This is a genomic window from Streptomyces sp. NBC_01463 (genome assembly GCA_036227345.1).
Classification (GTDB): domain Bacteria; phylum Actinomycetota; class Actinomycetes; order Streptomycetales; family Streptomycetaceae; genus Streptomyces.
The window spans coordinates 8,958,730-8,971,704 of sequence record CP109468.1; the positions used below are offsets into that span (position 1 = coordinate 8,958,730).

A 12,975-nucleotide genomic window follows, 5' to 3' on the forward strand; every position below is an offset into this window, starting at 1 on the left:
AGCGACTGATGTGCGGAGGCGGGAGGCGAGCGTAGGGCTCGCGGCTCACCTGAGAGCTACGGGCAGGAGGGACCCCGGTCGCTGACCGGGCCGTAGGCTCGGCGGGTGAGGATCGCTGTGCGGACGGCGGCAGAGAGCGACCTGCCTGCGTTGCTGGCCCTGTACAGGGAACTGAAACCGGACGATGCCCCGTTGGCCCAGGAGATTCCACAGGCCGTGTGGGAGGAGATCTCGCGGCAACGTCGACGCACGGTTCTGGCTGCCGACGCCGGCGACGCACCTGTCGGCACGGCGGACTGCTTGGTCATGCCGAACTTCACCAGGGCGGAAGACCAGCTCGAAGAGGCCCAGCGCATCAACGCCGAACACCACCGCATCACTAATCACTGAACCCGCTGGCCTCCAACACCACCGCTGACAGCCCGCCCGCCGATATCAGCGAGCCGGGGCGCTTCCTTCATGACGGCAGGTCAGGCTACCCGCCGCACCGAACTGAGCACCGGGTACTCACCACGCGCTGGCTGCTCCGTCAACCACCGCCAGTGCCCAGCGTGGCAGCTGTGCGCCGGCACGGTCGATCACCGCTGCGCAGTCCTCGCGGGCGGGCGGTCTTGCTACCAGGCGGATGGAACGAGCGAGTCATCGTGCAGGGGGATCTGGACACGGATGCGTTTGCCGACTGGTTCGCGGTGGATGGCGAAGCTCGTGCAGAGCATGAGGACCAGTTCGAGCCCGTGCTGGCCGACCCGGGTGGGGTCGGCGGGAGAGGCGGCGGGCAGGACGGGGCCGGAGTCCCATATGACGATGTCCAGCAGCGCACCGTCGGATTCGAGGTCGAGCAGGCAAGGGCCGGGGGCGTACCTGCAGACGTTCGTGGCCAGCTCACTCACGACCAGCTGCGCGATCTCCACCGCGCGAGCAGAGACGGTCATTCCGTGCTGTGACTGGGCGACGTCCAGAAACCTTCTGACGAAGGCACGGGCGTGGGCGATCTCGCCGGATGTCATCTCGTAGCCGGTACTGTCCCGCACGGTGCCTGGTGCAGCCGCCTCTCGTTGTGGCAGCCCGGTCATCGTCAATTGCTCCATGGACCAAATCCCCCGTCAGCACTCATCGCGGCCCGCTCGCCGCACTGGAACCTCTTCCGCCTACCCAGCCCCACGACTTTCAGACGGGGCTGAAATCCTGGGTTCGGGTCAGGCGGCGAGGCGGCGGCGACAGTGACGCAACTGCGCAGGAGGGCGCCGGCTCCCACACCCTGGCAGAGGCATGTGACGGTGTGGAGGCGCCGGCGATACGCAGCTCGGTGCGCTGGCAAGTGGCGGGGACGAGCCGTAACCACCTGCCTCGCTGACCTTCTGCCACCTGCTCGCCGCCATCGTCGAGCTGTGCGGGTAGCTGGAGCTCCCAGCTACCCCGTGCGGGCGCTTCAGGGGTGCGGTCATCCCAGAAGGCTGCGGGTCAGCGCCGGCCGCCGCCGATGCGGCGGTCGTCGGCCAATCCGGTGAGCGGGCCGAACTCGCGGGCAAGCTGGTTCCACGTGAGAACCTCGCCACAGCGGGCCGGGAACTCCTTCGGGTTGAACTCGGGCATGGTCCAGGTGCCAGTGCCCCGGTCCCGCAGCCACAGGTCCCCGTCACCGTCGACCACCGTCGGCGGGACCGGTACGGGCTCGGCCTGATCGGTGGGCTCCCAGGTGACCCGGCCCGGGTGGGAGACGCGGCGCAGCTCGGTGGTGGCCAGCCGCGCGGCCAAGTCACGGGTGGACTCTTCGGCGTCCCTGACCGACGCGAGTCGAAACGCGTCGTCAAGTACGGGCAGGGCTGGATTCTTGCTGCGCTTTGAACTCATACGCTGACTACCTCCGGTGGGGGATGACACTTCCGTTTGGCACCCCGTAGTGGAACACGGTATCCGAGGCGGGAGCCGGGCCGACTACGACCACTGCCCAGGTGGAGGCGCCGGCACACCGGGCGGTGGGGCTAGGCCGTTCCTTCGGATCATCTGATCGTTGGCTGAGCTGTGTCGTTGACTGACGCCCAGTGGGCATGCATTGAGCCGTTGCTGCCGGACAGGACGCCGAAGCGGGGTGGACGGTGGCGGGATCACCGGCAGGTGATCGACGCGATCGCGTTCGAGTACCGCACCGGGACGCCGTGGATGGGCCTGTCCGAGCGCTTCGGCTCGTGGAAGGGCGCCCATAACCGGCTACGAGAGTGGGCCCCTGATGGGACCTGGGAGAAGGTCTTCACCGCTCTGCTCGCTCGGGCCGACGCCGAAGGTGATCTTGACACCACAAAGGCATCTGACGCACCGGAGAAGGTTGCGGCGGACGTGGACTTCCCCGAGCCGTGTGACCTGCCCGAGCAAAGCCAGCGTGAGGGACTTCAACCTCCAGCTGCCAGGAACCGACAGGAACTACAACACCTCTCGCCACCAGGAATGCATCTGGAACGGCGCAGGAGTCGACCTCTTCGGCATTGGCCATACGACCAACTCCTACAAGAAGGGCCAGATCGCGACCGTAGTCCCCGGCACCTCCACGAGCAGCGCGACGATCAACGACGCCGGGATCTGTGTGGTCAGCTGGCCGGCCTACTACGGGTCCGCCTTTGCCTACGCCGATGTCGACCCCTCCGAGGAGGAGGACCCGTGTGACGCCGGCCAGGCGTGGGCGTCCTCGATGTACTTCAGCATGCCCAGTTGACGCGTCGCCCAGAGGTACCGGCCCCGGGGCAGCAAGGCATTCTCGGGAACGGAGAGACGGCCACGTACGAGCAGACGTGGGACAGGCTGACGACTCTGAGATACCCCGGAGCACGGTCCACCGCATGCCGAACTTCCCGGGCAGGCCGTACCGCGATCAGACGCAGCGGGCCGACGATGAGGCACGGGAGGCGATGGAGGTCGGCCTGTGCCGGACCGGGGACGCACCGACCGGGGTGACGGTGGAGAACCAGCAGTCCATCTGCATCATGGACGCGGCGGCCCGGCTAGGCGTGCGCGATGCGACCGGTCCAGTACGTCCGGTTCCGCGAGGCGCATTCGTGCACGCAGGATTCGTTCGTGTTCGGCGTCCACCATCCTCAAGTCCTGCGGCCGCGATCAGCCTTTTCCAGCAGCGAAGTTGTCCGTCAGGCCGACGCGGACCGGACCCGCGTCGGCCTGGCCGGCGGCCGTCCCGCGACTGAGTTGCCGGGTGCACGGAACGGCGCGATGCTGGTGGCACAGGCCATTTCGAGAATCTCGCAATGCGCGATCGAAGGCCCGGTCCGTCGCAGGGACTGCGCACCGCGCCGGCGACCCGACCGCACCCGTTGCGGATCTCTTCCGGTGGGTCATCACCGACACCCAAAAAGGGGTGTGCGCCATGATCGACGCCCGAACCCATGTCGTCGCCCTGTCGCAGCAGCTCGACGCCCTCGCGACCGCCCCCGTCGACCCCGCACTCGACGCGGCCCGCAACCAGCTCGTGGACGACTGCGCCGACCACCCCGCACACGCGAGACTCGGTGCCCTGCTCGACCACGTCCTCGCTCACGCCGCATCCGACGGCACGGAGGCCGGCCTGCTTGAGGAAGCGGCGAAGATGTGGACGGACGGCCTCGCCCTCTACGCCGAGATCGGCAGAATCCGCGGCGAGATCGAGACGGCCCTGTCCGACCCGTCGAGCCCAGGGGCCGCGTCGAGGTTCTGCGAGGCCACCCTGAGCCTCCGCCGCGCCACGAGCGACGCGAAGGACACGTTCCTCCGGATGGACGGTCTCGGCAAACGCCTGCGGACCATGGCCCACATCCCGCGCCACCCGCGCCAGCAGGACGAACCCGTGTCCCAGTGGGGATGGGGAGACGTCTTCCTCGCACGCAGGACCGACGCGCTCGTACGTACCGCGTTCGGTGAAGCCGGTACGGCGGAGACACGCGCCCTGGCCTTCGGCATCCTGTCCGGCTACTCGGCGAACGCCGCCGGCTCGGTCTACCTCACCCAGGTCGTCGGCGGACCGCGACGCTCCCACCGGCTCCGGGACCGCATAGCCCGTAACGCCGTCGGATCGTGGTGCGGCGAACGGTATCCGGACGTACGGAGCTGCCGCGGGATCGCGGACTCCCTGCGCTTCGACAACGCACCGGAGGCGACCCTGCCGGGCGAGACGGCCGACTTCCTCACGAGGATGCTGGAGGAGACGTACGACTTGTCGAAGCTGAGCCCGGTGCCGGATCCGGCCCTGGGCTACGGGCGCCTGATCAGGCAGCTGGAACTCCTCGACACCTTCGTCCAGCCGCCCGCACCGGCCCTGCCACCCGCCTCGTTCGTCACGAAGTTCTTCGCTGATCCCGCGCACCCGCCGCAGGCGGCCGTCACCCCGGAAACGGCCACACCTCCGTACGCCCACGGGCCCGGAGTGAAACCGACCAGCTACCACGGGTACGGCGGCGGGCAGGTGGGGCCGCCGACGGCGACGGACAGCACCGCCGACAGCGAGAGCGCCTGCGGCAGCTTCTGCCTGGCCGTGCTGGCGTTCCTCTGCTTCGCCGTGCTGCTCGGAGGCCCGTGCTGGGAGGAGTGGGGCGAGGAGAAGAGCTGCACGTTCTGGGACAAGCACGTGGCGGAGAACTGGCGGAACGCGTTCACCGTCGACCTCAGCCAGGCCGAGAAGGACGCGCTGGCCTCGCAGAGCCAGCCCCTCACCGGCAGCGGCTTCGCCGCGGCCGCCCGAGTCCCCCAACTCGACCAGCTGGTCTCCCAGTTGTTCGACCTGCACGTACGCCTGTGGGAGGCCATGGGCAAGGCGGGCGCCTTCCTGTCCGGCTGCGGCCTCATCTACCCGGACGGGCGGCTGGGCTTCCCGCTCCACCGCCAGTTCCTCGCCGTACCGAACGACACCATGCAGCCGCACCGACCCGAGACGGACGACGTCCGCACGTTCTACCGGTATCCGCGGACCGAGATGGAGAACCCGGTCGACTACACGAAGACCGTTCCCGTGGGAGCCGACCCGGGCATCGTCCTCACGGCCACCGGCCCCGACTGCGTACGCAGGTGGGAGGACGTCGCCCTGGGCACACCCGGCGACAGGAACCTCGACCTTGACGCGGACCGGGGCACGGCCCACCCGTGCTGGTCCACCCGCGGCTCGATCGACGACGACCCGGTGGGCGTCGACATCCTCGCCTACCAGGACCTGTGAGGACCCAGCCATGGACACCGATCGAGGCCGGAAGCAACAGCCGCACGAGGGGGGCAACGACCGGCCCTACCTCTACATCCACAGCTACCCGCCGCCCGACCTGCCCGACGTGGGGGAGGACCACGGCGACCGACCCGTACCCAACGGCGTCTGCTGGTACCTCTGCTCGGGAATCCAGCCGCTGACGGCGTTCCAGCCCGGACAGGACCTGACCGCGCAGGTGGCCATCGGCAACTGGCAGGGCGGGAACAGTCCCTCGTTGGCATACGTCGGCCTGTGGTGGTCCAAGCCGGTGAGCGGACCCGTCATCCCCGACCCGTCGAAGTTCATGGGATTCTCGCCGGTCGCGGTGCCCCCGCACGGCGGCCGGGCCGAGACCACACCACTCACCGCGCGGATCCCGGCGAGCTCGGGCAACCACATCTGCCTCCTGGCCAAGGTCTGGCACCCACTGGACAACGTGGCCGCCGGAGGCCTCGCGGACCCCGTCAACGACAGGCACTGGGCCCAGCACAACCTGGCCGTCCTGCCGGCCGCCCCCGCCGCGCCGGAGCCCTTCGCGTTCCTCGCGACGAACCCGACGGACGACGAAGTCACGTACCAGATCGGCGTCCGCCCGATGCCCCGGGAACTGTGGGGCAACATCCCCAACGACGAGCGCCTGCGCCCGGTCGAGGCCTCGGCCTGGCTGTCCCTGAAGGACACCACCACCGGGGGAGAGGCTCAGGGGCAGAACGAACTGACCCACACACTCACGCTGAGCCCGATGGAGCAGCGCGACATGGAACTGCTGCTCGTCGTCACCGACGAGGTGGGAAGCGAGGCCTTCGCACCCTTCCAGATCGCCCAGTACCGCAATGAGCGGCCGGTTGGCGGCATAGCCGTGATCGTACGAGGCAGCTGAGCGCCCGGAGCAGCGGGACGGACCAACGACCGGCCCCCCACACAGCGCGTCACACCGGCTCCGCCGGCCTCCTCGACCGGGCAACGGCCAGGACACCGACCTGCTGTCCTTGGGCGCGGCGGTGGAGCACCGGCTGGACGGCCGGCGTCCGCCGCGGTACCTGCCCACGGTGCGGTGCCCCCCAAGGGGGGCCAGCCGACGTAGCGGCGGACTTCGTACTGGTCCAGGTCGCATTTGTTCTTCGCGCTCTGGAAGCACTCCTCGATCTTCCAGCGGCACCCGGCGACCTGAACGAGATCGGCGACGGTGGCGTCCAAGGGGGCTGATGCGAGGAAGTGGGCGAGCTCGTCGGGCTTGGTGATGCTGCGGCGGGCGAGCATCCAGCGTTGCCGGGTGGGCTCGTCGCCGTCGAACTCCCAGACCGCCGGCAGACGGGCGGCAGCCCAGTCGTAGAATCGCGGTCCTTTGGCGCCGTCGCTGCAGGAGAGCCGCTGCCACGCCTCGGCGGGAGCTTGGCCAATGAGGTATTCGATGCGGGGGCCGTGCACCTGCTGGGACTTGGGCACGGCCACGACGCAGGAGAGGCCGGCGTCTTCCAGGAAGCGTCGGAAGCGGGAGTCCTGTCGTAGGCGGCATCGGCCGCTACCCAGGCGACGGGCAGCGGGCCGGCCTGCGCGCGCAGGACCACGGTGACACAGATAGCGGCCATGACACGCTCGAACTGCGGTGCGTCACCTGCTTGTCCAGCGGCGACTACAAAGGTGATTGGGCGGCATCGGGCGTCGGTGACCAGGTGGAGATTCGTGCTCAGTCCGCCGCGAGATCGGCCGGGAGCGTGGTCGTCCGGCTCCCCGGCCCGAGCCCCCTTCTTCGCGGCATCGGCGGCGTGCTGGTGGACGCGGACCTGGTGGGCGCGGACGACCGTGGAATCGACGCCCGAAAGCCAGTCCAGATCGCCATCCGCGTCCGCGCGGGCCTGCAAAGCGACGAGGACGCGGTATCAGGTGCCATCGCGGGCCCAATGGGTGAACCGGTCAAACAGCGTCTGCCAGGGAGGGCATTCGTCAGGCACGTCACGCCAGGCGAGGTTGTTGCGGTATTTGAACGCCACCGCGTCGACCACCCGCCGATGATCCGTCTACCGACGGCCCCGACGAGGTGTCCGGTCCGGTGGTAGTGGCTCGATCAGTCTCCAATGGCCATCACTCAGGCCCCCACGAACTCCCACGCCATGCAAGAACGACCATCTGATCCATCACACACGGCCACGGCCTGGTTGCTCAGCCTCGCGGGCGTTCAGGCTGACCTTGTTGTCAGCTGCTCCTGTGCTCGGACACCCCGGCCCCGTGAAGGAGAGGCATGGAGCCGGGGCGTTCCAGTCACCGCTGTCGCAACTCGCCGAACCAACGCACGATCGACGATGTGGCTGCCACGTTGGACCCCAGGTGACGGGATCCTTGGTGATCGACGGCTCCCAAATCGATGACCGGTGCGTCTACGCCTCTCTTGAGCAGCGCCGCCTTGCAGGTCTCGGTGTTCCCGGTCGCGGCCTGCTCGTCCCCGGTCGCCATGTAGAGACGCACCGGGGCGTGAGGTGTCCAGTCGGTGCATACGGCGTCCGTTGTGCGTAGTGCCTCTGCCAGCGGCCCTGTCCGCTGTGCGAGCAAGTGGCGGCCTTTCTCGGTCAGCAGTTCATCCACGGCGCCGGGGGTGCCGCGCATCAGTTGCTCTCCCGTGTGGGCGCCGTCGAAGAGGGCCTCGACAGTGCTGTCATAAGGGGCTCGAAAGACCTCGCCAGGGCTGTCGTAGAGGTGGTGGAGTCGGTTGAACGCGACCAGTGTGTAGGCCGCGTACAGCACGCTGGACTTGGGTTCCAGCTTCCCCTCGAGCATCGCGGGCAATTCCGTGCCACCGAAGTCGTAGGCGCCGCTGACCGGTGCCAGCGCGCCCAGCCTGAACCAGCGGTCCGCGCCGCCCTCCAGAGCCCGGCCGAGTCCCAGCGCTGCCGAGGCGCCCTGCGAGAAGCCGGTGACCATGACGTCGCGCTCCAGCGTGTGCCCGGTCCGGGGCGCGAAGGCGCGGGCCGCCCTCAGCATGTCCAGGGAGGCCGTGGTCTCGGAGCCGACATCCATCCAGGGGTGCAAGCCGGGCCCCTTGCCCATCCCCAGGTAGTCGGGTGCGACTCCTGCGGCGCCGGCAGCCGCATGAGCGATCACTGGAGCGGACACGAACTTCGCACGCTGCATGGACGGCGAATCGTCCTTGTGGCTTCCGGTGCCGTGTGCGAAGGAGACCGCCTGCAGCCGTCTCTCGCTGTTGAGCGGTATCGCGAACAGCCCGCTGGCTGTGGTCGGCCGTCCGTACACATCAATGGTCCGGTAGACCAGCCGGTACGCGACCACGCCATGCCGGACAGTGTCGTTCTCAAATCCGGCCGCGCCCAGTTCACCCGCCACGGCCTGCGGGCTCGCGAGCGTGTACAGCCTTTCGAAGGACACCAGCGTGCCTCGGCCATGCTCCTTGTGCTGCTCCTGGGCATGGGCGACGGGGGGAGTGGCGGCAGTGGCGACGGCCGGTGCGCTCAGCAACAGGCAGCAGCAGACGGCTGCCATCTGCGCCCGGCGGCGGCCGCCGTACGGGGACCTTTTGCGCGAGGATGTCGAGGTGAGGATGACCATCAGTTCTCCCAAGTGCGGCTCGATGAGTACGCCTTAAGCCTCACGCGTCACGAACTCCGACGCACGGGTGGACGCCCCCGGATCGTGCTGGTGCCTGCCCCCGCTCGCAACGAGCCTGCTTGTGTTGCTGCCCTTTGGTCGGCACCTTCGACCCCGGCTCGCCCCGGCAAGTGTGCGCAGTTGGCGGCTCACGTACCGCGCTGAGAGACACCGCGGGGGCCACACCAGGAGATGTCGAGCCGGGCACTGACGCAGACACGCTGAAGGGCCCTTCGCCTGACGTCTGGGCGAGCGGGACACCAGGCAGGCAGAGCACCACAGGGCAGCGCATCCGCGAGTCCTACCGCAAGTACCGCCACCAGTACGGGCAGCAGGGCCTGGAGGAGAAGCTCCGGGAGCGCTTGTTCAGCCGGATGTTCACGCCGGACGACCTTGTCCACTGTTTCGTCGGGAACCTGGCCAAGCGCCCTGGGTGCATCGAATGTGCCATGCGTCAGTGAGTCACTGGTGTCCGGAACGGATCAGGGGGCAGTCAGGGATCACTCGGGGACGGCCCCGATGCTCGGTCCTGGACGCGCTGGCAGCGTGAGGAGCATGAGACCAACGCGTATGTCACGAAGGGCCTTTGCGGGCGCCGCCCTGTCAGGAGCGGCGGCGCTGGCCGCCACTACTGTTCTACCCACGCGCCGGGCCATCGCATCTCCAGTGCCTTCCGCTCCTCTCCCACCACTGAATGCCGCCGTGCTGCGGGCGGCGATCGACGACCTGGAGCGTCCGCCCTCGACCGCAGCCCAATTGCGAGTCGGCGGTACGGCCGGCTACTGGCGTGGTGCCGAGGGTGTGGCTGACGTCGAGACGCGACGGCCGGTCACGGTGTACGACAAGGTCCGCATCGGCAGCATCACCAAGGCCTTCGTCGCCACGGTGGTGTTGCAACTCGTAGGTGAAGGACGGGTCGGCCTGGACGCACCGGTACAGCGCGTCCTGCCGGGGCTGCTGCCGGCCCGGTTCTCGCCCGTCACCGTGGCACATCTGCTGAACCACACCAGCGGATTGCCGGATCACGTCGGCATCCCCGAACCGGTATCCGCAGAGGACGTCTTCCGCCACCGTTTCGACCACTGGTCGCCGCAGGAGTGGGTGGCGACGGTGACAAACGGGCCGCTGAAGTTCGCCCCGGGTACCGGACAGGAGTACCGCGGCATTAACTATGCTCTGGCCGCACTGATCATCGACAAGGTGACCGGCCGTCCGTACGGAGAGGCGGTCAAGGCCCGCATCCTGCGCCCGCTGGACCTGGCCCACACTGTCGTACCCGGCAACGATCTGCGTATTCGGGGTCGCCACGTGCGTGGATACCTGGCGATGGCCGACGGTGGCCTGCGGGACATCACCGCGTACGACCAATCGTCCGCTCGGGGCGAGGGCGACATGATCTCCACCACGGGTGACCTCGACCGGATGCTCGTTGCCCTGTTCTCCGGCGAACTGCTCCCGCCGGAGCTACTTCAGCTGATGTTCACCCTGCCACCGGACGACGTGCGCATGCTGGACGGCTCTCCGGCTCGCTACAGCGCCGGGCTTCAGCAGGTCACCGTCAATGGTGTAACTCTCTGGGGCAAAACCGGCGAGACGTATGGCTATAAGAACGCCGCGTTCTCCACTCGTGACCAACAACGGCGCTTCGTGCTTTCCTGCAACCCGACGACCGCCCGAAACGGTGAGGAGAACCAAATGATCGCTCGGGTTGCAGACCTACTCACCCGCACCTGAGTACAGAAAGTGTGGCGACCGGGACCGCTGCGGACAAGTTCGTCGTCGCACGAGCTCGCCCCAGGCACTACAGCCGCCTTCGACCGCATCGCGCACGAGAAGCCAACCGCCTTAACTGAAGGCGTGATCCATGTCGTTGTCCGCAGGATCGCGACCCGGTCAAGCCCAAACACGCAGGCTAGCGATGACGGCACCTGCCATCAGGGAAAAGAGCAGTGCTCCGAGAACGTCGGGGCGGACCGTCTACCTGCGGTTCGCCCCGGTGGAGCGCGGCCCGGGCCCGGGCCCGCCTCCACCGCGTGATTCCCAGGGCGAGGCGGGCTGGACCGGTCGTGGTCCGGTGGACCTTGCTGGTCAGACCACCGCGTGAGAAACCCAGCGCCGCTGCCTTGCGCCGGACCCGGCGGCGCCGACGCAGCCGTCGGCGCTCGGCCCGCTCCTACTCACAGATCGGCGAGTCGACGGTCTCCGGGATGATTAGCCCGGTTTTCGTGGCCCCTTCTTCTGCTTCTTCTGCGCCGCGGCCTCTTCCTGCACCGCCAGGACCTCCGGTTCCACCACCATCCCAGCCGCTTCGCGATGTGCGCGGGCCACCGCGGAGCCCAGGCTGATCAGGGACATGCCTGCCTGGCCGCGCCGCGCGGTCTCGACGACCACCCCCTCCATCGGCCCGGCGAGCATGCCGACGTCGCGCCGCTGGGCGAAGTGGCTGTAGATCGTCTGCCGGGCCCTGAACTCCTCAGGCTTTTCGCGCCATTGGCTACCAGCGCGGATCCGAGAGATGGCGCCCTGGAACTCTTCGTGCAAGCGCTGCGGAAAGGGCCGTACCGTCCGATCGGCAGGAATGGCTCTATCAGTTCCCACTCGGCATCGCTCGGTTCACGTCGCGTCACCGGAGGGTTGTACCAACTCGGCGTGGCGCTCGGGTGCGAAACAGACCGCATTGATCACGATTCCAGACAGGACCTAGGAGCAATACCGGTGATTTAGGTGGTCTTCTGGGGTCTGCGGGTTGCTTTGGTGGGTGGGACAAGTGTGATTGCCCTGGTGGGTGGTTGGGGTGGGTTGCGGTGGTGGGTGTGTTTGAGGTGCCAGTTACTCATCTTGCGTTTGATGACGCGGGGGTTGGAGCGTTGCCTGCGGGGCGGGAGGAGTCGTTCCAGCAGTTCACGGGTGGTGTGGGTCAGGGCTTGACTGAGTCGTGAGGGGGGAAAGCGCCGCTTGGTCGGTGACGTGGCGGCGGGCGATGCGAAGGGTGCGGGTGAAGGACAGCCGGTCGGGGTCGAGGCCGGCTTGGTGAGCTGTGTGGTGCATGACGTCGCGTAATGCGTGGTGCACGAGGAAGAAACCATAGATTTCCTGCTCGACTCCATCGGGGTATTGCGATCGAAGGACCAGCTGGCGGCCACCTTGGTGGGTTCTGATCTCATCCAGGGTGTTCTCGATCTCCCACCGCTGGTGGTAGAGGTTGGCAAGGTCGGTGGCGGGCGCCTGGGCCGGGTCGCAGATGGTCGTGATCAGCCGGTAGACCGTCTCGTCACCATCTCGGCCGAGGGTGTATTCGATGACGCGGATCCGGGCCGGATCACGGCGGTGACGGTCGCTGGTGGCCACGATCTCGGACAGGTAGGAGCCGTCCTCCAAGGCTTCGAGGAACGGGAGCACGACGTTCTTGCGGACGCGCCACAACAGGTCCGCGCCTGTGCCTGAAGCGGCCTTCCACAGCTCGAAGCCGGTGATACCGCGGTCGGCCATGAGAAGCGTTCCTGGCTCGAGCCGGCCCAGCAATGCGGGAATGAGCTGTTGTTCGTGGAGCGACAGCGGACCGGTCGCCGCGGCGAACACCGCATGCGTCCCGCACTCCACCAGAGCGGCAACCCTCACCTGCGGATATGCACTGCGCTGCTGTCCCCGGCCGGAGCCGGGACGGCCGAAGAACGTGCTGTTCGCCTCGGTGTCCGGGACGTCGAAGACGGTGCCGTCCACGGCCACCAACCGCCACCCGCAATACCAGGCGCCAGCCGTGTCCGGGGCGGCCACCGGTCGGCACACCCTCGCGAACAGAGCCTTCAACGGCTCCGGCCCCAACCGTCTGCGGGCTCTGCCGATCGCCCCCGTCGTCGGCACCTGCCACGGCTTCTCCCACTGCCGCACACGCTCCAGGCCCTGCGTCAGCAGCCGGGCCACCTCCTCATAGCCCTGGCCGGAAAACAGGCATATCGCGAGCACGAAATACACCACAACCCGGGCCGGCAGCAGCCGGGAACGCTGTTCCCGGCGCCCGCACTCCGCGATCACCTCATCCACCACCCCGGGTGGATACACCCGCGTCAACACACCCAAGGCGATCCGGTCCGACAACCGCTCACCCGACGACTTCACCTGCCCAGGCCTTGGCACAACACATCCAACGACCAACACAACTCAAAGTC

General features: G+C 68.0%; 11 protein-coding genes and 1 pseudogene. 5 read left to right on the plus strand and 7 right to left on the minus strand.

The genetic code is table 11. From position 1 onward, the window contains the following. Positions 1-105: 105 nt before the first annotated feature. Complete coding sequence (locus OG521_39370) at positions 106-390, plus strand: hypothetical protein (GenBank protein ID WUW26495.1); 285 nt, start codon at positions 106-108, stop codon at positions 388-390. 224 nt (positions 391-614) lie between these two features. Here the strand turns inward: OG521_39370 and OG521_39375 are convergent, their stop codons facing one another. Together OG521_39375 and OG521_39380 are read right to left on the minus strand one after the other, a co-directional pair. Next, positions 615-1,088, minus strand: a complete 474-nt coding sequence (locus OG521_39375) for an ATP-binding protein (protein ID WUW26496.1) — start codon at positions 1,086-1,088, stop codon at positions 615-617. A 373-nt stretch (positions 1,089-1,461) separates the two neighbouring features. After that, positions 1,462-1,851 (minus strand): hypothetical protein, encoded by a 390-nt coding sequence (locus OG521_39380; GenBank protein WUW26497.1) that lies wholly within the window; start codon positions 1,849-1,851, stop codon positions 1,462-1,464. Positions 1,852-2,377: 526 nt separating this feature from the next. Between OG521_39380 and OG521_39385 the strand changes: the two genes are divergently transcribed. From OG521_39385 to OG521_39395, 3 genes are all read left to right on the plus strand, one after another. Further along, on the plus strand, positions 2,378-2,707 hold the full coding sequence (locus OG521_39385; GenBank protein WUW26498.1) for a hypothetical protein: 330 nt from the start codon (positions 2,378-2,380) through the stop codon (positions 2,705-2,707). A gap of 663 nt (positions 2,708-3,370) precedes the next feature. After that, on the plus strand, positions 3,371-5,188 hold the full coding sequence (locus OG521_39390; GenBank protein WUW26499.1) for a hypothetical protein: 1,818 nt from the start codon (positions 3,371-3,373) through the stop codon (positions 5,186-5,188). A 10-nt stretch (positions 5,189-5,198) separates the two neighbouring features. Continuing rightward, positions 5,199-6,092 (plus strand): hypothetical protein, encoded by an 894-nt coding sequence (locus OG521_39395; protein WUW26500.1) that lies wholly within the window; start codon positions 5,199-5,201, stop codon positions 6,090-6,092. A 676-nt stretch (positions 6,093-6,768) separates the two neighbouring features. Here OG521_39395 and OG521_39400 read toward each other — a convergent pair. From OG521_39400 to OG521_39410, 3 genes and pseudogenes are all read right to left on the minus strand, one after another. Then, positions 6,769-7,074 (minus strand): annotated as a pseudogene (locus tag OG521_39400) (IS5/IS1182 family transposase). An 18-nt stretch (positions 7,075-7,092) separates the two neighbouring features. Next, a complete protein-coding gene (locus OG521_39405; GenBank protein ID WUW26501.1) occupies positions 7,093-7,215 on the minus strand; it encodes a transposase in 123 nt (40 codons plus the stop codon). 256 nt (positions 7,216-7,471) lie between these two features. Further along, complete coding sequence (locus OG521_39410) at positions 7,472-8,770, minus strand: lipase (protein WUW26502.1); 1,299 nt, start codon at positions 8,768-8,770, stop codon at positions 7,472-7,474. 594 nt (positions 8,771-9,364) lie between these two features. Here OG521_39410 and OG521_39415 point away from each other — a divergent pair. Continuing rightward, on the plus strand, positions 9,365-10,543 hold the full coding sequence (locus OG521_39415; protein ID WUW26503.1) for a beta-lactamase family protein: 1,179 nt from the start codon (positions 9,365-9,367) through the stop codon (positions 10,541-10,543). 477 nt (positions 10,544-11,020) lie between these two features. Here the strand turns inward: OG521_39415 and OG521_39420 are convergent, their stop codons facing one another. Then, complete coding sequence (locus OG521_39420) at positions 11,021-11,350, minus strand: hypothetical protein (protein ID WUW26504.1); 330 nt, start codon at positions 11,348-11,350, stop codon at positions 11,021-11,023. Positions 11,351-11,710: 360 nt separating this feature from the next. Continuing rightward, a complete protein-coding gene (locus tag OG521_39425) occupies positions 11,711-12,943 on the minus strand; it encodes an IS4 family transposase (protein ID WUW26505.1) in 1,233 nt (410 codons plus the stop codon). Between the last annotated feature and the right edge of the window lie 32 nt (positions 12,944-12,975).

Bases quoted from the DNA above. Each gene is read 5' to 3' on its own strand.
- OG521_39380 (WUW26497.1), bottom strand. From the start codon at position 1,851: ATGAGTTCAAAGCGCAGCAAGAATCCAGCCCTGCCCGTACTTGACGAC.
- OG521_39415 (WUW26503.1), top strand. From the start codon at position 9,365: ATGAGACCAACGCGTATGTCACGAAGGGCCTTTGCGGGCGCCGCCCTG.
- OG521_39395 (WUW26500.1), top strand. From the start codon at position 5,199: ATGGACACCGATCGAGGCCGGAAGCAACAGCCGCACGAGGGGGGCAAC.
- OG521_39375 (WUW26496.1), bottom strand. From the start codon at position 1,088: ATGGAGCAATTGACGATGACCGGGCTGCCACAACGAGAGGCGGCTGCA.
- OG521_39390 (WUW26499.1), top strand. From the start codon at position 3,371: ATGATCGACGCCCGAACCCATGTCGTCGCCCTGTCGCAGCAGCTCGAC.
- OG521_39410 (WUW26502.1), bottom strand. From the start codon at position 8,770: ATGGTCATCCTCACCTCGACATCCTCGCGCAAAAGGTCCCCGTACGGC.